This window comes from Devosia riboflavina, from assembly GCF_000743575.1.
GTDB lineage: Bacteria > Pseudomonadota > Alphaproteobacteria > Rhizobiales > Devosiaceae > Devosia > Devosia riboflavina.
Map to the genome: position 1 here is coordinate 33988 of NZ_JQGC01000003.1, position 23749 is coordinate 57736.

Consider the following 23749-nt stretch of genomic DNA (forward strand, 5'->3'; position numbering starts at 1 on the left):
GCCGATTTGGAAGGACACGCGATGAAGACGCATCTGCCGACACGAGCCTTTGGCAAGACGGGCATGCAGATCACCAAGCTGGGCATCGGCGCCTGGGCCATGGGCGGCAATATGTGGGGGCCGCAGGACGACGCGGAATCCACGGCGGCGATTCGGCATGCGATCGACAGCGGCATCAACTGGATCGATACGGCAGCGGTCTATGGCAATGGGCATTCCGAGGCGGTCATCGGCGAAGCGCTGACGGGGCTCGCGGCGGATGCGCGGCCACTGGTGTTTACCAAGGGCGGCATTGTGCGCGACGAGAACGGCCAAAACCCGCGGCGGATCGGGGAGCGCGGGCATTTGCGGCAAGAGCTGGAAAACTCGCTGAAGCGCCTGAAGGTGGAGGTGATCGACCTTTACCAGATGCATTGGCCTTCGGATGATGTGCCGCTGGAAGACTATTGGGCAACGCTCTTGGAGCTGAAAGCCGAGGGCAAGGTGCGCCATGTCGGGCTTTCCAACCATGACGAGGAGCAACTGGCTCGCGCCGAGGCGATGGGCCATGTCGAGACGCTGCAGCCGCCATTCTCGATGATCCGGCGCGACAGCGCGGCAAAGATTTTGCCGTGGTGCGCGGAGCATGGCACGGGCGTTATCTGCTATTCGCCGATGCAGGCTGGGCTTCTCACAGGGGCAATGACGGCAGAGCGCGTGGCCGCCATGCCGGACAATGACTGGCGGAAGCAGAACCCGGAATTTCAGGGGGACCGGTTGAAGGCCAATCTGGCTTTGGCCGAGAGCCTCAAGCCGATCGCAGCAAAGCACGGAACCAGTGTGTCGAGCGTGGCTTTGGCCTGGTGCCATGCCTGGCCGGGGCTGACGGGGACCATTGTCGGTGCCCGCTCGCCGGCGCAGGTGGATGGCTGGGTCGATGCGGCGAGCCTGGAACTGGATGCAGGGGATATCGAGGAGATCGCGCAGGCAATCGCGGCGACGGGGGCTGGGCAGGGGCCGGTGCGGGCTTAGTTCTTCGAGCAAGGCGAAGCGGCACAGTAGTCCTCATTCTGAGGTGCGGAGCGTAGCGAAGCCTCGAAGGACGAGGGCGTGGCACGAATAGCATCGGGGCACACCCTCGTGGTTCGAGGCCCCGCTGCGCTCCGCACCTCACCATGAGGGTTACTGGATGGCCGGTAGGGTTAGGCCGTGCCTACCCTTCCAGTTCTTCCCTGAGCATTTCCAGCTCCAACCACTGCTCTTCCGCCGCGGCCTTCTTGGTCGCGGCTTCGCCCAAGGCGGCCGTGTCCTTGGCGAAGCCATTGGGGTCGCGGGTGTAATAGTTGCCGTCGGCGAGACGCTTGTTGATCACCTCCATCAAGGCATCGAGCTTTTCGATGTCCTTCGGTAGCGTCTCAAGCGCGTGCTTTTCCTTGAAACTCAGTTTGCGTTTCGCTGACGCGGCGGCAGCCGGCGCCGCAGCCTTGGGTTTTTCAGCGGGCGCAGCCTTTTCTACCACGCGGGCCGAAACCCCTGCCCCGCGCTGGGCGACCATGTCGGAATAGCCGCCGGCATATTCGAGCCAGTTGCCATTGCCTTCGGCCATGATGATGGAGGTCGCGACGCGATCGAGGAAGTCGCGGTCGTGGCTGACGACGATGACGGTGCCGGAATAGTCCGAGACCATTTCTTCGAGGAGATCGAGGGTTTCGAGATCGAGGTCGTTGGTCGGCTCGTCGAGCACCAGCACGTTGGAGGGCAGCGCCAAAGCGCGGGCCAGGGCAACGCGGGCGCGTTCGCCGCCGGAGAGCTTGCCGATCGGCGTATTGGCCTGTTCGGGGGTGAACAAGAAGTCTTTCATATAGCCGACGACGTGCTTGTTCTCGCCGTTGATTTTGAGCGTGTCGCTACCGCCGCCGGTCAGCGCGTCTTTCAGGCGCGTTTCGGGATCGAGGCGGGCGCGGCCCTGGTCGAGCATGGCGAGTTCGATGGCCGAGCCCAATTTGATCGTGCCGCTATCGGGCTCCAACAGGCCGTTGAGCATCTTGATCAGCGTGGTCTTGCCGGCGCCATTGGGGCCGACGAGGCCGACGCGATCGCCGCGGAGAACGCGCGTCGAGAAATCGCGGACGACGGTTTTTGTCCCAAACGTCTTAGAGATGTTTTCGGCTTCCACCACCAGCGCGCCAGAGGTGCGGCCTTCGGTGACCTGCATATTGACCGCGCCGGTGACGCGCCGTTGCTCGCGGCGATCCTGGCGCAGATTGGCGAGGCGTTCGAGGCGGCCGACATTGCGCTTGCGGCGGGCAGTGACGCCATAGCGCAGCCAATGCTCTTCACGCACGATCTGGCGGTCGAGCTTGTGGCGGTCCTTTTCTTCCTGCTCCAAGACTTCGTCGCGCCAGGTTTCAAAAGACCCAAAACCCTTTTCGATGCGACGCGTGAGGCCGCGATCGAGCCAGACGGTCGAGCGGGAGAGATCGGTGAGGAAGCGGCGGTCGTGGCTGATGAGAACCATGGCCGAGCGCATGGAATCCAGTTCCTGCTGCAGCCATTCGATGACGGGCAGATCGAGATGATTGGTCGGCTCGTCGAGCAGCAAGACGTCGGGCTGCGGCGCGAGCACTCGCGCGAGCGCGGCGCGGCGCCCTTCCCCGCCCGAGAGGGTTTTGGGGTCTTCGCGACCGGTCAGGCCCAGGGCTTCGAGCAGGTATTGGGCGCGATATTCATCGTCGCCCGGCGCGAGGCCGGCTTCGACATAAGCAAGCGTTGTCGCATAGGCGGAAAGGTCCGGCTCCTGAGGCAGGTAGCGGATGGTGGCGCTGGGTTCAGCAAAGCGCTTGCCGCCATCCTGCTGCACGATCCCCGCCGCGATTTTCAAGAGCGTCGACTTGCCCGAGCCATTGCGGCCGACAAGCGCGATGCGCTGGCCGGGCGAGACGATCAGCTCGGCGGATTCGAGCAATTGCGTGCCGCCAAAGGTCAGTTGCACGTCTTGCAGGGAAAGAAGAGGAGGCGGGGCCATGGGCAGAAAATCCGGGAATTTGCCGCGGATAGAGCACAGGCCCGGCGACATATCAATCTGAGGGAAAAACAAAGAGGCCGATCAGGACGTTGAGGATCCTGATCGGCCCGGGGAGACGGCAGCAGCAAGCCCCGTCGTTTTGGCGCTGCACCCCACAGGCCCCACGGGGGCGCTGCACCAATGCGTCCTAATAACCACGGGCAAACTTGATTGTCAAACTCATATTTGAGTTTTGTAGTCAGATTTATGCGGCGACGATGTCACCGACGATATTGCCTTCGGAATCCGCGTTGACCGCTTCGGTGGCGGAAAGGCCCAGGCGTTCGCGGATGGTGCGCTTCTTGGCGGCAAGATCGGCGATGGAATAGCCGGCGAGCACCTCGAAGAAGGCGCCAAGGGCTTCGCGCAGGGCGCCGTTGAGGTCGCATTCGCCGATCAGCGGGCAATCGGCGCCCTCTTCAAAGCATTCGGCGAGGGCGAAGTTTTCCTCGGTCAGGCGAATCGTTTCCAAGAGCGTGATCTGATCGGCAGGCTTGCCCAGCTTGATCCCGCCATGACGGCCGCGCACGGTCTGCAGCAGGCCATTTTCAACGAGCGGCTTGATCAGCTTGAACAGGAAAAGTTCGGAAATGCCATAGGCGCGGGCAATCTCTGCAACCCGGCTCAGTTCAGGATCGTTGACGGCGCAATAGACCAGGGTGCGGATGGCGTAATTGGATTGGCGAGTCAGTCTCACGAGCGAACGATCCTTTGGCTTTGGCAGCGCGGCCATGGCTTCGACCCCATCCATGGCACAGGCCGTAATTTAAAACCATTCTAAAAAATGTCAACCTTATCCTGAACGATCCGATCATATTTAAGGCCCAAAAACCCGACTGGACAGCGACTTAACTTCGGAATATGAAATTATTAGGAGGAGCGTCGCATGCCTACTACCGTCACGCGAGCCATCATCACCGCCTCTGCCAGTGAGGCCACGGGCCTAGCCAAGAACGACGTCACGGCCATTGGCCAGCGCATGTTTGAGTTGATCGGAGATGCACTCAAGGCCGGGGAAACGGTCAAATTGACCGGTTTCGGCACCCTGGCGGTGCGCTCCCGAGCCGAACGCGTGGGGCGCAATCCCCGCACCGGCACCGAGCATCGCATTACCCCACGCCATACCGTGACGTTTACGCCGAGCGCGCGATTGCGCGAAGCGCTTGATGAACTGGTGGATAGCTAGGTTTTTTGGCGCCGCGACGACGATATCCTAGTAAAAATCCCGCTTTCGCGGGATTTTTTGTTTGCGCGGTGGCCGGCTAGTCCTTGGGCTTTTCGAGGAGATTGCGCGAAAAATACCGGTGGTAAAGCGGCAGTTCAGCCGCTCCCAAAGCCGGCGCCAGGCGGCCGATATGGCCCGAAGCGATACTGACGCGGCGCCGGGCCGGCAGGCGCTCGAAATGCACGTCGAGGCGCTCGACGAGACGGGCCGTGATTGATGTCGGTAGGATGGTATCGAGGACGACAAGGCTCGCTTCGACCACGGCATTGGTATTGAAGACGACCAGGGCCAGGGCCTCGGCGCAGTCTTCGAGCCAGGGCGCGACCACGGGTTCGAGCGCGGGCCAATCCCAGTTTTCGACATCGGCGATATCAACCGCAATGCCGGCGGCAGCGAGCCGTTTGACGAGCGCCGATGTCGAGGCGATGGCGTGGGCCGATAGCGGCCCCGCCTCATTGCGATCGACCAGCATGGTGCCGAGATCGGCCGAATGGCCGGTCGGCCCCTGCCAGAGCCGGCCTTCCCCGATCAGCCCGGCGGCGAGATAGGTCGAAACGAGGAGATAAATGAAGCTTGCCGGGCGCGGCGCCGGCTGGGCGATGAGTTCGGCCCAGCAGGCGGCATTGCCATCATTGAAGAGGGTCACGGCAAGGCCGGTTCTTGCCTCGAGATCGGCGGCGAATTCGGCCGGCGACGGGCCGGACTTGCTGCCGGTCCCTTGCTCCAGCGGCCAGGTGGCGGCATGGATGGAGCCGGGCATGCCTATCCCGATATCGGCCAGCCGTTCGCGCTGTTCCTTGGGCCAATCCCCGATCATTTCGCCGATCAGTAGCGCCAGTTGCGGGGCGAGCGCGGCAAGGTCGGCCTCGGCATAATCGAGATGGCGATGGGCGACCACGGCGGCATGGAGGTTGATGGCCAGCACATCGGCATGGCGCCAGCCTATTTCGATGCCGATGGAATAGGCGCCTTCAGCCCTCAGAAAGATCGGGGTCGCCGGCTGGCCGCGGCGACCGCGCAACACTTCGCCGCGCAGGATGAGGCCCGCAGCCTCCACATCGTTGAGAATGGCCGAGACGGTCTGCGGGGCGAGGCCCGACATGCGGGCGATCTCGGCATTGGAAAGGCCGGGATTGAAGCCGACGACCGTAAGAACGGCGCGCTCATTGGCCCGGCGCAGGCCATGGTGCTGCAAGCCCTTGGCTCCCAGGTTGAATAAATCAATTGTCGGGACTGCGGAATCGCTCACGCTGACCTACCCGTCACATAGTTCTGAAAATGGCAAAGCGAATAGGCTCCCGCGCTGCACCCCTGGGATGGAGCAGCAATGGGGCCGGTGCCGATTCTGGCTTGTTCGCTGGCGCCATCATGGCGATGCGACGCGGTAGCGCAAGCTACCATTTCGCCGCTCAGGCAATTTGCCTCATGGCGGGCATTTCTGATCGCCCTTGCCGGAGTTCGTCCGGCAAGGGTGTTGCGGGAGCGCTGGTGCCACCGGGGCAGGCCCGGCGGCACGGCACGTGAAAGCGCCGCTCTTGCTTTAGGCGCCCGCCTTGGTGAGACGCGCATTGGCGTCGTCACCGAGGGTAAGCCGCACGCCGCGGGCAAGGCTTTTCACCTGTTCGACCGAGGTCGCCGAAGCGATGGGCGCGCTGACGCCGGGCTGGGCCACGAGCCAGGCAAGCGCCACTTCGGACGGCGTTGCATCGAGCTCCTTGCCGACCGCATCGAGCGCGTCGAGGATGGCAAGACCCTTGTCGTTGAGGTAGTTTTCGGCCTTGCCACCACGGGGCGATTTGCCGAGATCGGCCTTGGAACGGTATTTGCCGGAGAGGAAGCCGGCGGCGAGGCTGTAATAGGTGATGGCGCCCACTTCGTTTTCGAGCAGGTAGGGACGCAAGGCGTCGAACTGCGCGCGATCGTAGAGATTATAGAGCGGCTGGGTGACTTCGTAGCGTGGCAGCGATTTGACGACGGCGGTATCCTGGGCCGCCTTCATCATGCTCACATCGAAGTTGGAAGCGCCGATGGTGCGCACCTTGCCCGAGCGGATCAGCACGTCATAGGCGGCAAGGGTTTCCTCATGGGTATTTTCGGTTGCCGGCCAGTGGCTGAAATAGAGGTCGATATAGTCGGTCTGCAGGCGCCGCAGCGAATCCTCGATGCCGGTCTTGATGGCGTCGGCGCTGAGGCCCTGCGGCTGATGCGCCGAATTGACCTTGGTGATGATGTGGACCTTGTCGCGATTGCCGCGCGCCTTGAGCCACTTGCCGATAATGGTTTCGCTCATGCCCGGCGGATTGCCCGGCACCCAATTGGGATAGCCCTGGGCCGTGTCGATGGCGGTAAAACCCTCGGCGACATAGGCATCGAGAATCTCGAAGCCGAGTTTTTCGTCGACCGTCCAGCCGAAGACATTACCGCCGAGCACCAGCGGTTCGATCACGAGTTCACTGCGGCCGAGAGGGCGACGGTTCATTGTTCTTCTCCAATTGGGACGGATCGGTAGTAACGTCCGAGACAGCATTTTGTTCTGCGGGCAGTACGCGGGGCGCGCACCAATAGAGCGCCTCGGCAATGGTTTTCATCGAGCCCGAAAGGTCGATGAAAGCGAAGGGCGCGTTTTCATCCCCGCTATGGCGGAGGTAGACGAATGTTCCGTGACGGAGCCGGTCGAGCAGCAGATCCGCATCTTCATGAATGCGCGCGCCATAGGGGCTGTCGGATGTTTCGGCAGCAAAACTGAGATTCTCTCGGTCGAGCGTCATGTCCCAGGTGCCGGCATCGCCGCCGAAACGGCTCGAATGGACATGGAGGCCGGTGGTGAAATCGTCTTCGCAGCGCACGGCAAGGCAGGTGAAATTCTCGGGCGTCGCATCGCGCGCACAGCCCATGGCGGCGCGATCGCCCTCGCCGGGAAGCGGGGAGAAATGCCAGCCGGAGGTCTGCGCAAGCGCCGGCTGGGCAAAGGCCAAAAGAACGATCAGCCCCGCGGCTCGATGAGGTCCCATTTGTTCCCATAAAGATCGGCAAAGACCGCGACCGAGCCATAGGCTTCATGGCGCGGCGCTTCGAGAAAGGTGACGCCCTTTTCGCTCATGCGCGCGAAATCGCCGGCAAAATCGTCGGTTTCGAGAAAGAGCATGACGCGGCCGCCGGTCTGGTTGCCAATGGAAGCGCGTTGTTCCGGGCCATCGGCCTTGGCGAGGAGGAGCCGCGCGCCATTGCCGCCGGGCGGGGCGACCAGCACCCAGCGCTTGCCGGGCCCCAGCGGCGTATCGGCCACAAGGGAAAAACCAAGCTTGTCACGGTAAAACTCGATGGCCTCGTCGTAGTCGGCGACGACGAGAGCGAGAGTGGCAATTTTCTGCGTCATGGCTCTATCGTTCATTACCGATAAGGTGCGGTCAAGCCATGATTACTTGCCGAACGGATTTGGAATCATCCGTCCATTTCTGTGGAAAGCCTTCGCGCCGTCACACGATTGACCAAATGGTCAACTTCGTCATTGCACTTCCTAAAAAACTAGGCTTTGGTGTCGCCCAAGCCTCCAGCCGGGAACGCTGGAGAGCATGAATTACTTCGGGAGACAACAATCATGAAATTGATGAAAACCCTGATGGCCGCGACCGCCATGGTGGCTCTTGCCGCCGGCGCCGCTCAGGCCAAGCAGTTGGTTTACTGCTCGGAAGCCTCGCCGGCTCACTTCGATCCCGGCCCGGTGACCGGTGGCAACGACTTCGACGCCTCTGCCCACACGATCTTCGAACGCCTGGTTGAGTTCGCTCCCGGCTCCACCGAAGTCATCCCGGCCCTGGCTGAAAGCTGGGACGTTTCGGCCGATGGCAAGGAATACACCTTCCACCTGCGCCCCGGCGTCAAGTGGCACACCCAGCCCTATTTCACCCCGACCCGCGACCTCAACGCCGACGACGTGATCTTCTCGTTCGAGCGTCAGTGGAAGGAAGACAACGTCTGGCATAACTACCTCGAAGGCATGACCTGGGACTATTTCCAGGGCATGGAAATGCCGAAGTACATCGCCTCGATCGACAAGGTCGATGACCTGACCGTCAAGCTGACCCTGACCGAACCGAACGCACCGATGCTGGCAAACCTTGCCATGCAGTTCGCTTCGATCGTGTCGAAGGAATATGCCGACCAGCTCGAAGCTTCGGGTGACCTCGCCGCGTTCTCGACCCAGCCTGTCGGTACTGGCCCGTTCCAGTTCGTCGACTACCAGCTCGACACCGTGATCCGCTATTCCGCCTTCCCCGACTACTGGGATGGCAAGCAGCCGATCGACGACCTGATCTTCGCCATCACCACCGATGCTTCGGTGCGCGCACAGCGTCTGCTCGCCGGCGAATGCGATATCATGCCCTACCCGGCTCCGGCCGATCTCGAAGCCCTCAAGGCCGACGAAGATCTGACCGTGCAGGAGCAGGAAGGCCTGAACATCGGCTACATCTCCTACAACACCACCGAAGCACCGTTCGATAATCCGGAAGTGCGCAAGGCCCTGACCATGGCGATCGACAAGGCCGCCATCATCGAGGCCGTCTACCAGGGTGCTGGCCAGGACGCCAAGAACCTGATCCCGCCGACCATGTGGTCCTATGACGATGCCATCGCGGCTGACGTCTATGATCCGGAAGCTGCCAAGGCTGCTCTCGAAGCCGCCGGCGTCACCAACCTGACGACCGACCTCTGGGCCATCCCCGTGTCGCGTCCCTACAATCCGAACGGCCAGCGCGTTGCCGAACTGATCCAGGCCGACTGGGCCAAGGTCGGCGTCACCGCCAATATCGTGACCTACGAATGGACCGAATATCGCGAGCGCGGCAAGCAGGCCGACCGCAAGGGCCCGTTCATGATCGGCTGGACCGGCGACAATGGCGATCCGGACAACTTCTTCGCAACCCTCTTCTCCTGCTCGGCCATCGGCGTCTCGAACTATTCGAGCTGGTGCAATGACGACTTCGAAGCTGCGATCTCCGCCGCCAAGACCTCGTCGGACCCGGCAGAACGCACCGCGCTCTACACCAAGGCCCAGGAAATCTTCAAGGCTGAAGAACCTGCGATCACCCTGGCTCACAGCCGTGTGTTCATGCCGATGAAGAAGACCGTGCTCAACTATGTTATGAGCCCGCTCGGCAGCCACTCCTTCAAGGGCGTGGACGTTCAGGAGTAGGCTTTAGCCTTCTCACCAAACAAGGGGCCTCGGTCCGGCAAAGGCCGGATCGGGGCTCCGCTTTTTAAGATAGAGCGGGGTCAGATGGAACGAAAACGTTTCATCGGGATGGGCCAGCCAAGGTCCACGGACGCGCCTCGCCATAACAGGAAACGGGACCAGTGGGTTCGCCGCCTTTTGCGGCGGGCCTGCACCCAAGAGGCAAGACCCTCACATGCTGAACTATGTTTTGCGCAGAATTGCGCTTCTGGTGCCGACGATCATCGGCATCTCCATCTGCGCTTTTGCGTTTGTCCGCGTTTTGCCGGGCGATCCCATCCTGGCCATGGCCGGGCAACATGGCGTGACGCCGGAACGCTACGAAATCCTGCGCGAGCAGTTCGGCTATAACCTGCCGATCTGGCAGCAATATTTCAATTATCTCTGGAGCGTGATGCAGGGCGATTTCGGTATTTCGCTCGCCACCAAGCGCCCGGTGATCAACGAATTCATGGCGCTGTTCCCCGCGACCATGGAATTGGCTTTCGTCGCCCTGATCTTCGCCGTCGTCATCGGCATTCCCGCCGGCATCTTTGCTGCCATCAAGCGCGGTTCATGGTTCGACCAGATCACCATGGGCGTGGCGCTGACCGGTTATTCCATGCCGATCTTCTGGTGGGGCCTCTTACTCATCATCTTCTTTTCCGGCTATCTGGGCTGGACGCCGGTTTCGGGCCGCATCGCGCTGACCTTCTTTTTGAAGCCCATTACCGGCTTCATGCTGATCGACACGCTGCTTTATGGAAACTGGGCGGCCTTCGTGTCGGCGCTACGCCACCTGATCCTGCCCGCAATCGTGCTCGGCACAATTCCACTTGCCGTCATCGCGCGCCAGACGCGGTCGGCCATGCTCGAAGTTTTGGGCGAAGACTATGTGCGCACCGCACGCGCCAAGGGCATGTCGCCCAATCGCGTCGTCAACGTGCACGCCCTGCGCAATGCCTTGATCCCGGTCGTCACCACGATCGGCCTTCAGGTGGGCCTGCTGCTCGGCGGCGCCATTCTCACCGAGACCATCTTCACCTGGCCGGGCATCGGCAAGTGGATGATCGATTCCATCTCCAAGCGCGACTATGTCGTGGTGCAGTCGGGGCTGCTGATCATCGCTCTCATCGTCATGTCGGTGAACCTGATCGTCGACCTCCTCTACGCGCTTATCAATCCGCGCATCCGGGTGCAGTAACATGGCCACGACCAATACTTCCGCCAGTGCACCGGCCTCGGGCCTGCGTGAATTCTGGTTCTATTTCTCCGTCAATCGCGGCGCCGTCATCGGCCTCACCGTCTTTGCCATCCTGGTCTTCGTCGCGATTTTCGCGCCGTGGATTGCCCCTTTCCCGCCTGACGAGCAGTTCCGCGACGCGCTGCTAAAGCCCCCGATCTGGGATGCCGCCGCCGACCCACGCTTCATCCTCGGCACCGACCCGGTAGGTCGCGACATGCTTTCGCGCCTGATCCATGGCGCGCGCTATTCGTTGTTCATCGGCTTTTTCGTCGTCGTCGGCGCGCTGATCGTGGGCGTGGTGCTCGGCGTCCTTGCCGGCTACTTCCGCGGCTGGGTCGATGTGCTGATCATGCGCATCATGGACATTATCCTCGCCTTCCCGCCGCTGCTGCTGGCCCTGGTGCTGGTGGCCATTCTCGGGCCGGGCCTCTTCAATGCCATGATCGCCATTGCGCTGGTTCTGCAGCCACACTTTGCGCGCCTCGTGCGTGCGGCGGTGATGGCCGAGAAGTCGCGTGAATATGTGGCCGCCGCAAAGCTTTCGGGCGCCGGCCACTTCCGCCTGATGATGGTGACGATCCTGCCCAATTGCCTTGGGCCGCTGATCGTGCAGGCCACGCTGAGCTTTTCCAATGCCATCCTCGAAGCCGCCGCACTCGGCTTCCTCGGCATGGGCGCGCAGCCGCCGACCCCGGAATGGGGCACCATGCTGGCCTCGGCCCGCGAATTCATCCTCAAGGCGCCATGGGTTGTCACATTCCCGGGCCTTGCCATCCTGATCACCGTTCTGGCGATCAATCTCATCGGCGACGGGCTGCGTGATGCGCTCGATCCCAAGCTGAAGAGGAGCTGACGCCATGTCCCTTCTCGAAATCAAAAACCTCACCGTCGCCTTCGACACCTCTGTTGGCCTGTTCAAGGCCGTCGACGGCATCGATATCTCGGTCGACAATCGCGAAGTGCTCGCCATTGTTGGCGAAAGCGGCTCGGGCAAGTCGGTGGCGATGCTCGCCACCATGGGCCTGCTCCCGGCCAGCGCCCGCGTCACCGCCGACGTCATGCGCTTCGAAGGTCGCGACCTCCTCGCCATGTCGGACAGCGAAAAGCGGAAGATCATCGGCAAGGACATTGCCATGATCTTTCAGGAGCCGATTGCCAGCCTCAATCCGTGCTTCACGGTCGGTTTCCAGATCGGCGAAGTGCTCGACAAGCATCTCGACCTCAAGGGCCGGGCGGCGCATGATCGGGCCGTGCAGCTCCTAAACCAGGTCGGCATTCGCGACGCCGAGGACAAGCTGAAAGCCTTTCCGCACCAGATGTCGGGCGGCCAGTGCCAGCGCGTCATGATCGCCATGGCCATTGCCTGCAATCCAAAGCTTCTTATCGCCGACGAGCCGACCACCGCGCTCGACGTGACCATCCAGAAGCAGATCCTCGATCTTCTCGTCGGCCTGCAGCAGCAGACCGGCATGGGCCTGATCATGATCACCCATGACATGGGCGTCGTCGCCGAAACCGCCGACCGCGTCATCGTGCAATATAAGGGGCACAAGATGGAGGAGGCCGACGTGCTCTCCCTCTTTGAAAATCCCCAGTCGAACTATACGCGGGCGCTGCTGTCGGCCCTGCCGGAAAATGCCGTGGGCGATCGCCTGCCGACCGTTTCCGACATGCTGTTCACCGCTGCGCCGGGAGTCTCCCAATGACGACACCCGTTCTCGAAGTCCGCAATCTCAAGCGCGACTATGTCACCTCCGGCGGTTTCCTGAAGCCGGCCAAGGTGCTGCACGCTGTCAAGGGCGTCAGTTTCTCGCTCGAAAAGGGCCGGACGCTGGCCGTGGTGGGCGAAAGCGGCTGCGGCAAGTCGACCCTTGCCCGCATGATCACGCTGATCGACGAGGCAACCTCTGGCGAAATTTTCATCGATGGCATCAAGGCCAGCGCCGCACATGTCACCAAGGAACTGCGCCAGAAGGTGCAGATCGTCTTCCAGAATCCCTATGGCTCGCTCAATCCGCGCCAGAAGATCGGCGACGTGCTCTCCGAACCGCTGCTGCTCAATACCGACATGTCGGCTGCTGAGCGGCGCGAAAAGGCCATGGCCATGCTGACCAAGGTTGGTCTCCAGCCGGAACACTATAACCGCTATCCGCACATGTTCTCGGGCGGCCAGCGCCAGCGCATCGCCATTGCCCGCGCCCTTATGCTGAACCCGAGCTTCCTCGTGCTCGACGAGCCGGTTTCGGCGCTCGACCTTTCGGTGCAGGCGCAGATTCTGAATCTCTTGAAGGATCTGCAGGACGAGTTCGGGCTGACCTATGTGTTCATCAGCCATGACCTCTCGGTCGTGCGCTATATCGCCGATGAAGTCATGGTCATGTACTTTGGCGACGTCGTCGAACACGGCAGCCGTGACGAGGTGTTTTCGGCCCCCAAGCACGACTACACCAAGACGCTCTTTGCCGCGACGCCGCAGGCCGATGTGGAACACATCCGCGCCCGTATCGCGCGGAAAAAGGCCTCCGCGGCCTGATCCCAATGTCGCGACGCCGACGCGGAGCCAAGCGCCCCGCGCCGGCGTTGTCAGGGAATGCCGACGCGGACACAGGAACTCAGAGCCAGACAGCGGGACCGGGGCCGAAGGGCCACGGCGCCGATCGCCATTCCATGGCGCGGGTGGAAGGATATCGCCTATCGGCTCTTCATCGGTTTCACCGAAAACCGCGTGCTTCTTACCGCTGCCGGCGTTGCCTATTTCCTCCTGTTCGCGCTGGTGCCGTCGCTGAGCCTCTTTGTCTCGCTCTACGGGCTCCTCAACGATCCCGTGGGCGTCGTCGATCAGCTCAGCCTGCTCGATGGTCTCGTGCCCGCCAGCGGTCTCGACATCATCCGCGAACAATTGGTGCGGCTGACAAGCCAGGATAGCGGCGAACTTGGGATCGCCCTCGTCGTCTCGCTGGTGGCGGCGCTGTGGGGCGCCAGTGCGGGGATCAAGGCCTTGTTCGACGCCATGAACGTTGTCTATGGCGAACAGGAAAAGCGGAACATCTTTCACATCCACCTGCTCGCCCTCGCCTTCATTTTTGGCGGCCTGGTCATGCTGGTGCTGATGCTGGCGGTGATGCTCGGCGTCCCCGCCCTGCTGCAGGTTCTCGCGCTTGGCGGCTATGAGTGGATCGTGCGGGCCGGCGCCTATGTGCTGATGCTCGTCAGCCTCCTCGTCGCGCTCTCCTCGATCTATCGCTGGGGGCCAAGCCGCGCCGTCGCCAAGTGGCGCTGGATCACGCCGGGCAGCCTTTTTGCCACCGTCGGTATCATGCTGATGTCGGCGGGCTATTCATGGTACGCGGCCAATTTTGCGCGGTTTAGCGCCACTTATGGTTCACTGGGGGCGGTAATTGGTTTTCTCACCTGGATCTGGCTCTCGGTCACCATCGTCATTCTGGGCGGATCGCTGAATTCGGAGAGCGAGCACCAGACGACGGCCGACTCAACCACGGGCGAACCGCGCCCCATGGGAACGCGCGGCGCCTATGTTGCCGATACGGTCGGCGGTCGCTGGCCGGCCAAGGGCGGGGACGCCGCCAAGGAGCAGCCGGCCAGCGAGGATGTGGCTAGACGCTGACGCGGCGACCTTCGCGCGAGGAGGCGATGAGCGCGTCGATCAGCTTATGGACTGCCAGCGCCGAATGGCCGGTCGAGACGGGCTGGCGCCCCTCCTCTACCGCATCGGCGAAATCCTTGATCTGCGCCATGTGCCAGTCGAAGGGAAAAGCCATGGGATCGGCACCGCCGCCGGAATTGCTGGCCTCGCCGATATTCTCCTCGCGGCCGTCGAACCACTTCAAATTCAGATTGCCGCCTGCCAGCGTTGCGCTGGCGTTTTCGAAATTGAGCGTGATGCTTTCGGCCCCGCCGGGGAAATTGGCCGTGGTCGCCATCAGGCCGCCCACCGCGCCATTGGCGAATTCGAGGCCGCCCGCGACAAAATCCTCGGTCTCCATCTGGTGGAAGCCGGTGGTCGCGGCGAGAGCTGTCACCGCCTTGACCGGGCCTGTCAGGCTTAGCATCAGGTCGAGCGAGTGGATGGCTTGCGTGATCAGAACGCCGCCACCGTCCTGGGCAAAACTGCCGCGGCCGGGCCTGTCATAGTATCCCTGCTGAGGGCGCCACCACGGCACGACGAGATGGGCGGCGAAGAGTTTTCCGAGTTCACCGCTCGCAACCCTGTCGGCCAGCGCCTTGGAGGCGGCGCGGAATCGGTGCTGGAAGATGATGCCCAGGGTCACCCCCGCTTTCTCGCAGATATCGACGATGCGGGCAGCGGCTTCCGTCGTGCGCTCGACCGGCTTTTCCATCAGCACATGCTTGCCGGCCGCAGCCGCTGCGGCGACGAATGGCTCGCGGGCGTTGGGCGGTGTGAGAATCAGAACGGCATCGAGGTCGGGATCGGCCAACATCGCTTCGTAGCTTTGGGCCGCCGGAAAACCGTAGAGGTCGCAAAACTCCTGGAGCGCCGCGGGATCGCGCCGCCAGACGCCGCGGACGTCGATCCGGTCTTTCAGTGCATTGAGCGCCAGCGCATGCGGCTTTGCCGCCATGCCGGTGCCGACCACGCCCAGCCCAAATTTCCTGCCCAGCGCCATTTCCGCTCTCCCTCAAAATCGTTCCATACAAGATAGACGGAGGGGGTTTAGCGAAATTCGCGGGGCTTGTCGCCTGTTCTAACTGGCGCGACGCCAGCTTTGTTCGAGGAGAAAACCTTCAAGCGCCTCGCGCGGCATGGGCTTGGCGAAGGCATAGCCCTGCAGGATATCGCAGCCGAGATCGCGCAGGATTTTGGCGTGTTCCATGGTCTCGACGCCCTCGGCGACGATCTCGATATCCATTGATTTGCCGATATCGACGATGGAGGCAACGAGCCGGCGCTGGCCCGGCTCGGTGATGATCGGGTCGACCAATTGCCGGTCGATCTTGAGGCGGCGCGGATGCAGTTTTTGCAGGGAAACGATCGAGGCATAGCCGGTGCCGAAATCGTCGATTTCGACATCGATGCCGAGCGCCTTGATCTGCTCGATATTCCAGGCGATGACGCCGTCGCTTTCGTCGAGATAGATGGATTCAACCAGTTCGAAGGCAACGCGGCCTTCGGGAAGGTCCATTTCCCGCAGCGCCGCGACAAGATTCTCGTCGTGGAGGCGTCGCTGGGAGACGTTGACCGACACCCGCGGCACGCGCAGCCCCATGCGGTCCCAGCGTTCGAGATCCTTAAGACCCTGCTGCAAAATGGCGTGGTCGATTGCCGCGACGACGCTCAGCTCTTCGGCAATCTCCATAAAGCTGTCGGGACTGCGCAGACCCAATGTCGGATGCCGCCAGCGCGCCAGCGCCTCAACACCGACAACATCGAGCGTCCGCGCGTCGAACTGAGGCTGATAGTGGGCGACAAAATCGTGGTTTTCGAGGCTCGATAGGATTTCGTCGGCGACGCGCTTGGTATTGATCACCTCGGCTTGCAATGCGGCCGAGAAGAATTCGAAGCGATTGCGGCCGCGATCCTTGGCGCGATAGAGCGCGATATCGGCATTGATCAGCAATTGCTCGACATCGATGGCGGGCACCATGCCCGTGGCGATGCCGACGCTGACGCCGCACCGGCATTCGTGCCCTTCATGCATCACCGGCTTGCGCATGGATTCCACCAGACGTCCCGCGAGCCGGGCCAAACCCTCCTCGCCATGGCTATTGCTGGAGACAACGACAAATTCGTCGCCGCCGATGCGGGCGACGAAATCGGTGTCGCGGCAGCTTTCGCGCAGCACTTTGCTCGCATGGATGAGCATGGCATCGCCCGCGGCGTGGCCGAGCGTGTCGTTGATCTGCTTGAAGCGGTCGAGATCGATATGCAGCAGCGCGATGGTGCCGGAACCGCCATAGCCGCCGGCGGCATTACTGCGCAGCATTTCGTCGAGATAGCGCCGATTGGGCAGGCCGGTCAGGCTATCATGGAGCGCATTGTGCTCGATGCGGACGCGGGCGGCTTCAAGCTCGGTATTGCGCGCTTCGGTCAGGGCTTTGGCGCGGCGTAAATCTTCGCTCAGTGCCACGTCGGCCGTCACGTCCCAATTGATGCCCATGACGCGGTCATCTTCGCCGGGCGCGCGATAGAGCACGGCAATCGAGCGGATGTGGCGCGTCGTGCCATCGGGCAGCACGATGCGGTAATCGGACTGGTAGCGGCCATTGGCGATGGAGGTGCGGAATTCGCTTTCCGCCCGCGCCTTGTCTTCGGGGTGAACCACTTTCTGCCAGTGGTCGTGCGTGCGCCCGCCGCTATCGACAGACATGCCGTAGATTTCATTGGTGCGCGCGTCCCACACTTCCTCGCCGGTCGCCAGGTCCAGCTCCCAAAGCCCCACTTTCGAGGTTTCGAGGGCAAGGTTGAGGCGCTGGGTCTGCTGGGTCAGCTCGGCCTCGCGGGCGCGCAACTGGGCGATATAGTCGTGGCGCTGGCTGATCATGCGGCCGGCAATGACAAAGGGCAGCAGGATCAGGCAGCCGGCGATGAAAATGGCGCCGCGCAGCATGAACTGGCTCATCATGCCCGATTGCCAGCCGGCCTTGGGCACGGCGGCGATCTGCCAACTGCCGCTGGGCAGGGTGACATTGGCGAGCACGGGCTGGCGGCCAGTGAGGCTGTCGCCGTAAAAGAGCTTGCCGTGGCCGCCCTGACTGTCATGGCCGGTGATGGAAATATCGAGATCGTCGACCGAGGGATCGTAGAGGCCGCTGTCCTTGTAGAGCCGGTCGGTATCGATGACGGCAGAAACGACGCCCCAGAATTTCTTCCAGCCGCCTTCGGTCGTGTAGACAGGGAAGCGGCCGACAAAGCCGCGCCCGCCCTGGACGAGATCGACGGGGCCGGCCAGTACCATCTTGCCGGTAAAGAGCACCTGCTGCACCGCATCCCATTGATTGGGCGTCTGGCGATAGTCGAGCCCGATAGCCTTCTCATTGCCTTCGAGCGGATAGGTCATGCGGATCACGAGATCAGGCGCGGCGGCGACCGAGCGGAGCTGGCTATCTTCTTCGAAGAGATTGCCGACCAGCGCATCGAAGCGGGCCTGATCCATATCGGGTTCGGTGGAAATGACCGAAACGAGACCCCGCACCAATTGCACATTGCTCGAGACATGGCCTTCGAGCTTGGCGCGAATGACGGAGATGCGGCCGAGGACTTCGGAACGGACCCGTTCCTGATTGATGGTTTCGGCCTGCCGGTCGAGCACGAGCCCGGCGACGACGACCACCAGAAACGCCAAAAGGGCGGGCAGGAAACTTGTCCGCCGCCACTCCCGGTTCTTTTGCCTCGCCCCGCCGAAACCCATATTGCCCATATGCCTGCACGGACCAATACTGGCCTCTGGAGGGCATAGTAGTGGGCTGGAATTGACCAGTTCCTTACCGGGCCTACGCAATTAGACGCTTGGTAAATATCTGGCAAAACTTCCGGAAAGTGGCCTAGCGGCGGACGAGGACCAGATTTCGGCCGGAGCCGCCGGGCGGAATGGCGAGGGCGATCACGATGTTGGCAGCATCGGCTACATGGGTTGCGCGTTCGGCCCATTCGACGAGAACGAAAGCATTGGCATTGTCGAGCAGCCCGAGTTCGTCGGCTTCGGCCGCATCGCCAAGCCGGTAGAGATCGGCATGCAGCACCGGGCCGCGGGGCGTCTCATAGGGCTGCACCAGGGCAAAGGTGGGCGACGGGACTTCGAGCTCGGGATCGCCCGCGAGCGCACGGATGGTGGCGCGGGCCAGGGCCGATTTGCCGGCACCGAGTTCGCCTTCGAGGCTGACAATGTCGCCCGGCTGCAGCATGTCCGCCAGTTCCTGCCCAAAGGCGAGGGTCGCCGCGTCATCGGCAAGGAAGCGTTCCATTTATTCGGCGACGCCGGCAAGCGCGCTGTCGCGCGGCAGGTTGACGACGATGCGGCTGCCGCGCGGTTCGCGCTGCTGGGCCGAAATCGTGCCGCCATGGAGATTGACGAAGGTGCGGACGATGGACAGACCAAGACCGGCGCCGCGCAGCCGGCCACCGGCGCTCGGGGTATCGAGGCGCGTCAGGATGGCGGAGCGCAATTCGTCGGTCAGGCCCGGACCTTCATCGTCGATGATGAAAAGGATGCGGTCGGCACGATGGGTGACCGAAAGCCGGATTTCCCCGCCCGGCGGGGAGAAACGTGCCGCATTGGACAGCAGGTTATAGAGCACCTGCACGATGCGCGTGCCGTCGGCGATGAATTCTGGCAGGTTCGGCTCGATCTCGACCACGAGATTGGTTGCATTTCCCGAGACCTCGGGGAAGCTCGCCGAAAGACCGGCTCGCGCCTTGTCGATCAGGACCGACACATTGAGCGGCTCGGGATTAAGCTCGGCAATGCCGGCGTCGACTGAAGCGAGGTCGAGAATATTGTCGATCAGCACGCCCAGCGTCACCGAGGAAGCGCGGATATATTCGATATAGGCCTTTTGCCGCTCGTTGAGGCTGTCGCCCTCGGTGCCGGCAAGGAGGTCGGCAAAGCCGATGATATTGGTCAGGGGGCTGCGCAATTCATAGGAGACGTTCTCGACGAAAGCGTCCTTGAGCCGGTCGGCGGTGACCAGCGCGTCGTTGCGTTCCTTGAGGACTTTTGAATAGCTGGCGCTTTCGGTCACATCGAGGAAAGTCATCATGGTCTGCCCGTCGGACAGGCGGGTGGTCGCATAATCGAGCAGGCGCCCATCGGTGCGCTCGATGCGGCCGGCCTTGTCGGTGCGGGTGGGGTTGAGGTCGATGATATTGCGCTTGAGGTCGGACCAGATCTTGGCGCCGTCGGGCAAGACCTGGCCCGAGGCATCGGCTATCTGGTCGATATGGGGATTGGCGCCGAGCGTGTTCATCGGCAGCTTCCAGAGCGCGGAAAGGCGCGGATTGGAAAGCGTCAGGCGGCCATTGGTGCCGAACACGGCGACGGCTTCGGAGAGCGAATTGATGGTCTCGCGCTGCACATTGGTCATGGCCTTGTTGGCCGATTCCAGTTCCAGGCGCTCGGTGAGGTCTTCAAAGACATAGATCACGCCGCCCTGCGCGCCCGCCGGGGCGGAAATGACCTTGATGGTGCGGCCATCGGGCAGGTGCCAGGGCTCGGCTTCGAAGGGGGCTTTTCGGGTGTAGCTCTCGAGGTGCTTGGCGCGCCAGGTGTGATAGTCGACCTGATTGGGCAGCATGCCTTCGGTGCGCAGCTTGTCGAGAATGGCGCGCTCGTCGAGGCCGGGGGTGAGGAATTTGCGGTCGAGGTTCCAGAGCGCGGCATAGGCGGGGTTGAACTGGATCAGTTCGCGCCGCGCATTGAAAATGGCGATCGGGGTCGCCAGCGCGTCGATGATCCCCGCGATATGGGCAAAGCTCGGTTCGCCCGCCTTGTCGTCGCTGACGACGAGAGGTTCGAGATAGCCGGCGCGGCCTTCGGCAACCGGCACATCGACCAGCTCGAAATCGCCACCCTTGCCCAGCGATACGCGCTGGCGCACCGGTTCTTCATTGCCGCGGCATTGCGCCAAATGGGCCTGCAATTGCTTGGCATCGAGCACTTCGGCCGGCGTTTCGGCGCTGACCGGTTTGCCGAGGGTCCGGCAGAGGTCGAGATAGGGCTGGTTGGCAAAGACCAGACGGCCGCCGGTATCGCGCAGGAATGCCGGGCGGTTGAGGAGGTCGAGCAGCGCCAACACGCTTTCGCGGTCGTCGCCACTGGGCGCCGGGGCATCGGTGCCCGGCTGCGCAAAAGCCGGGCGCAGGCGCAGGGCCGCGCCACCACCGGCCAGCCAGCCGGTCGCACGGATGAGCCGGCCATCGAGCGCCTTGACGCTAGAATTGAAGGGACGACCTTCGACGCGAAGCTGTTCGACCAGTTGCGCCAGATTGTCGGCTTCGCTGCCCGAAAGCCAGGTATCGAAATTGAGCACGCTTTGCGGCTGCCGTCCGGGCGGCAGGACCGCGGCGGCCTGACCCAGGAGGCGTGGCGGCGTGCCCGGCTGTTCGGGCCAGATGACGGTCAGTTCGCGGCTGCCGCCGATGAGATTTTCATAGTCGTCGACCAGGGCGCGGAGATCAGCGATCTGCTCCTGAAACTGCCGTTGCGCCTTGCGCCCGTCCCGGGAAAGCTTGCGCAGTGCGGAGACGGCGACCAGGGCAAAACCGCCCGCGCCAAGCACCACTGCCACCGGCACGATGCCGCCCAGATTTGCCGTAGAAGCTCCCTGAGCGAAGGCTGGGACAGCCGTCATCAGAGTGAGTGGAGCAGACGCAATAATTGCGAATCCCCAATGCTTCCGGAATAGATCCGGCGCCATATATAGCCCTCGCTTCTTTGTTTCGCTGCAAGTCCGGCAGAGCCGGTACGCGTGCACATGAGACAGGCGCCCAAACGCGGAAACCCTCAAACGAGGATTCCAGGTGCCCCCGAGCCGGTTACGTGTCCCCTGACAACCGAATCGCCTCACCATACCGAGGTGGAGAATCGGGAAAAAGAGTCCTTATGGCTGTGCTTTGCGGGCAAAGCGCGAAGGAAGCGCTTGACCGAGAACGAACTAGAAACGATTTATTAACCATTCGGGCCGGTTCGGGTTGGACAGGTCACTTTTCTGCTACCGGTAGGCGATCAGCGATTCTGCCACCAATGCGCCCAAACGAAAACTCCCCAGCCATGGGCCGGGGAGTAATGTGATCGACAGGGGTCCAAAAATCAGAATTCGGACCAGTCATCGGCCTTCACCGCGGCATTGCCATGGCTGAGATAGGCTGAGGCGGCCTGCTTGACCTTGCCCTGAAGGGCCTTGATGCCGCTGGGGCGGGCCGCCGGGGCGGGTTTGGCCGCAACTGCTGCACGCGCGGCGCGTGCGGAGTCGATGGTGAAGACATCGACGATCTGGTCGAGTTCGGTTGCCTGGGCCTCGGTCTGTTCGATGGCCGCATTCACCTCTTCCACCAGCGCCGCATTGTGCTGGGTCATTTCGTCCATCTGGCGGACGGCGGTATTGACCTCGTCGATGGAAGAAGCCTGTTCGCGGCTGGCGCTGGCGATATCGTCGAGGAGCGCGCTATTGGCGCGCACCGCTTCGAGCATGGCCGAGAGCTTGTCGGCGGCGCTGGCCACGAGCTTCGAACCGGTGCCGACTTCCTGGGCGCTCTGCTCGATGAGCAGTTTTACGTCCGAAGACGCGGTCGCTGCCGATTGTGCGAGGCGACGAACTTCGACGGCCACAACCGCAAAACCCTTGCCGGCTTCGCCCGCACGCGCGGCTTCAACCGAGGCGTTAAGGGCGAGAAGGTTGGTCTGGAAGGCGATGTCGTCGATCATGCCGATGATGTTGGAAATCTTGGCCGAGGACTGGGTGATCCGTTCCATGGCCTGGTTGGCTTCGCTCATGACGCGGCCGCCATCTTCGGCCACCAGCGACACGGCATTGGCCTTCTGGCTCGCATCGGCGGCCTTCTTGGCGTTTTCCGTAACCGTCTGGGCAAGTTGCTCCATGGTGGCGGAGGTTTCTTCGATGGTCGCTGCCTGGCGCGTGGTGCGCTCTGAGAGGTCATTGGCGCCGGAGAGGATTTCGCTCGTGGCCGATTTCAGCGTGCCCGACGTGCCGCGCAACTGACCGACGATGGAGGTGAGCTTGTCGGCCACTTCATTGACGTCGGACTGCAGCTTGGCGAAGGCACCGCGGTGCTGGCCTTCCATGCGACGGGTGAGGTCGGTATTGGCGAGCGCCGAGAGTACGGAGCCGGTTTCATCGAGGCCGCGATCGACGCTGTCGACGAGGTTGTTGACCGATTTGGCCAGACCATTGAGTTCGGCATCGGGGAAGGTTGCCGGCACGCGCTTGGTGAAATCGCCATCGATGGCCGAATCCACCACGTCGCCAAAGGCGCGCTGCAGCTCGACCATCATCTTCTGCCGCTCTTCGCTATCGCGGATGATGCGAGCGGCTTCCGCCTCGGTCATTTCGGCGACTTTCAGGCCGTTCTCGCGGAACACTTCCACGGCGCGCGCCATGGCGCCGATTTCGTCGCTCCGATTGGCGCCGACCACTTCGGTATCGAACTGGCCATCGGCCACCTTGTCCATGACATCGGTGAGGCGCGCGATCGGCGTGGTGATGGTGCGGGAAATGAGGAAGGCGACACCCGAAACGACCAGGGCCACGATGAGGGCGATCAGCCCGGTTTCGATCAGGCTGCGCTGGGCGGCGGCGCGCAGATCGTCGATATAGACGCCGGTGCCGACGACCCAACCCCAGGGCTCGAACAGTTTGACATAGGTGCGCTTGTCGACCGGCGGGGTGTCGGGCGTGCGGGCCCACTGATATTCGACAAAGCCCGAACCGCTCTTCTTGGCGAGTTCGATCATCTCGGCAACGAATTTCTTGCCGGTGGGATCGGCCAATTGCGACTGGTCCATGCCGACCATTTCGGGCTTCACGCCATGCATGAGCATGATCGCGTCCATGCCGTTGATGAACATATATTCGTTGCCGCGATAGCGCAGGCTCTGCAGGGCGCTCAGCGCCCCGGCCTTGGCGGCTTCTTCGGTCAGCTCGCCGGCCTGGGCGCGCTTATAGAAGCCATCGACGATGGAGACGGCAGAATCGGTAATGGATTGGAGTTCGGCTGCACGCAGTTGGTCACGCGTCGCATTGATCTGCTGCATGTTCATCCAGCCCATGACGGCCAGCGACACCACAGCGAGGCCGACCAGCAGATAGATGCGGCCCGCGATGTTGAGTTTAAACATTCCTATGCCTTCTCACACCTTCTGGTGTGTCGTTATCCGTGACGCTTGGGGCGCGGGGATAAAGGCATGCAGAACCGGAACGCGGTTTCTCCGCGTCTTGCCCAAACCGATGTGCCCCCGCACTTTTCGAGCTGTGGCCGTCCATCCACGTCTCTCGCGTCCAGTAAGGCACGAACACGGTAAAAATTCCGCT

19 protein-coding genes are annotated in these 23749 nt (G+C 62.4%); 8 read left to right on the forward strand and 11 right to left on the reverse strand.

The window, feature by feature from the left end:
• The first annotated feature begins 21 nt into the window (after positions 1-21).
• A complete protein-coding gene (locus JP75_RS03440; protein WP_152565719.1) occupies positions 22-1011 on the forward strand; it encodes an aldo/keto reductase in 990 nt (329 codons plus the stop codon).
• A 181-nt stretch (positions 1012-1192) separates the two neighbouring features.
• Here the strand turns inward: JP75_RS03440 and JP75_RS03445 are convergent, their stop codons facing one another.
• Both JP75_RS03445 and rirA read right to left on the reverse strand, forming a co-directional pair.
• Complete coding sequence (locus JP75_RS03445; RefSeq protein ID WP_035080134.1) at positions 1193-3004, reverse strand: ABC-F family ATP-binding cassette domain-containing protein; 1812 nt, start codon at positions 3002-3004, stop codon at positions 1193-1195.
• A gap of 244 nt (positions 3005-3248) precedes the next feature.
• Positions 3249-3740 carry an iron-responsive transcriptional regulator RirA gene (gene rirA, locus JP75_RS03450; protein ID WP_051960373.1) on the reverse strand — a complete coding sequence of 164 codons (492 nt, stop codon included), beginning with the start codon at positions 3738-3740 and terminating at the stop codon, positions 3249-3251.
• A 189-nt stretch (positions 3741-3929) separates the two neighbouring features.
• Between rirA and JP75_RS03455 the strand changes: the two genes are divergently transcribed.
• Positions 3930-4229 carry an HU family DNA-binding protein gene (locus JP75_RS03455; RefSeq protein WP_035079362.1) on the forward strand — a complete coding sequence of 100 codons (300 nt, stop codon included), beginning with the start codon at positions 3930-3932 and terminating at the stop codon, positions 4227-4229.
• Positions 4230-4305: 76 nt separating this feature from the next.
• Here JP75_RS03455 and JP75_RS03460 read toward each other — a convergent pair whose 3' ends face one another.
• The 4 genes from JP75_RS03460 to JP75_RS03475 form a co-directional block, all read right to left on the reverse strand.
• Entirely contained in the window at positions 4306-5463 is a 1158-nt protein-coding gene (locus JP75_RS03460) for an ROK family transcriptional regulator (protein WP_035079365.1), read from the reverse strand.
• A 345-nt stretch (positions 5464-5808) separates the two neighbouring features.
• Entirely contained in the window at positions 5809-6747 is a 939-nt protein-coding gene (locus JP75_RS03465) for an aldo/keto reductase (protein WP_035079368.1), read from the reverse strand.
• Positions 6719-7279, reverse strand: coding sequence for a hypothetical protein (locus JP75_RS03470; RefSeq protein WP_035079371.1), 561 nt, complete (start codon positions 7277-7279; stop codon positions 6719-6721). Before JP75_RS03470 ends, JP75_RS03465 begins: the two co-directional genes overlap by 29 nt.
• On the reverse strand, positions 7252-7644 hold the full coding sequence (locus tag JP75_RS03475) for a VOC family protein (RefSeq protein ID WP_244446246.1): 393 nt from the start codon (positions 7642-7644) through the stop codon (positions 7252-7254). The genes JP75_RS03470 and JP75_RS03475 overlap by 28 nt, the downstream gene beginning before the upstream one ends.
• Before the next feature lie 222 nt (positions 7645-7866).
• Here JP75_RS03475 and JP75_RS03480 point away from each other — a divergent pair, with 222 nt between their 5' ends.
• The 6 genes from JP75_RS03480 (at position 7867) to JP75_RS03505 (ending at position 14351) form a co-directional block, all read left to right on the forward strand.
• Positions 7867-9462: an ABC transporter substrate-binding protein gene (locus JP75_RS03480; protein WP_035079379.1), complete on the forward strand. Its 1596-nt coding sequence runs from the start codon at positions 7867-7869 to the stop codon at positions 9460-9462.
• A 214-nt stretch (positions 9463-9676) separates the two neighbouring features.
• Positions 9677-10684 carry an ABC transporter permease subunit gene (locus JP75_RS03485; protein WP_035079381.1) on the forward strand — a complete coding sequence of 336 codons (1008 nt, stop codon included), beginning with the start codon at positions 9677-9679 and terminating at the stop codon, positions 10682-10684.
• A 1-nt stretch (position 10685) separates the two neighbouring features.
• The gene (locus tag JP75_RS03490) at positions 10686-11579 is read left to right on the forward strand and encodes an ABC transporter permease subunit (RefSeq protein WP_035079384.1); all 894 of its coding nucleotides are present in this window, start codon (positions 10686-10688) and stop codon (positions 11577-11579) included.
• 4 nt (positions 11580-11583) lie between these two features.
• A complete protein-coding gene (locus tag JP75_RS03495; protein ID WP_051960279.1) occupies positions 11584-12432 on the forward strand; it encodes an ABC transporter ATP-binding protein in 849 nt (282 codons plus the stop codon).
• Positions 12429-13259, forward strand: a complete 831-nt coding sequence (locus JP75_RS03500) for an ABC transporter ATP-binding protein (RefSeq protein ID WP_035079386.1) — start codon at positions 12429-12431, stop codon at positions 13257-13259. The genes JP75_RS03495 and JP75_RS03500 overlap by 4 nt, the downstream gene beginning before the upstream one ends.
• A gap of 57 nt (positions 13260-13316) precedes the next feature.
• Positions 13317-14351 (forward strand): YihY/virulence factor BrkB family protein, encoded by a 1035-nt coding sequence (locus JP75_RS03505; protein ID WP_051960282.1) that lies wholly within the window; start codon positions 13317-13319, stop codon positions 14349-14351.
• Here JP75_RS03505 and JP75_RS03510 read toward each other — a convergent pair.
• The 5 genes from JP75_RS03510 to JP75_RS25045 form a co-directional block, all read right to left on the reverse strand.
• Positions 14341-15372, reverse strand: coding sequence for a Gfo/Idh/MocA family protein (locus tag JP75_RS03510; RefSeq protein WP_035079389.1), 1032 nt, complete (start codon positions 15370-15372; stop codon positions 14341-14343). The genes JP75_RS03505 and JP75_RS03510 overlap by 11 nt on opposite strands.
• A 78-nt stretch (positions 15373-15450) precedes the next feature.
• Complete coding sequence (locus tag JP75_RS03515) at positions 15451-18036, reverse strand: bifunctional diguanylate cyclase/phosphodiesterase (protein WP_341872263.1); 2586 nt, start codon at positions 18034-18036, stop codon at positions 15451-15453.
• A gap of 211 nt (positions 18037-18247) precedes the next feature.
• A complete protein-coding gene (gene tsaE, locus JP75_RS03520; RefSeq protein WP_035079392.1) occupies positions 18248-18667 on the reverse strand; it encodes a tRNA (adenosine(37)-N6)-threonylcarbamoyltransferase complex ATPase subunit type 1 TsaE in 420 nt (139 codons plus the stop codon).
• Complete coding sequence (locus JP75_RS03525; RefSeq protein WP_035079395.1) at positions 18668-21052, reverse strand: sensor histidine kinase; 2385 nt, start codon at positions 21050-21052, stop codon at positions 18668-18670.
• Between the two features lie 458 nt (positions 21053-21510).
• The gene (locus JP75_RS25045; RefSeq protein WP_051960284.1) at positions 21511-23556 is read right to left on the reverse strand and encodes a methyl-accepting chemotaxis protein; all 2046 of its coding nucleotides are present in this window, start codon (positions 23554-23556) and stop codon (positions 21511-21513) included.
• Positions 23557-23749 lie beyond the last annotated feature (193 nt).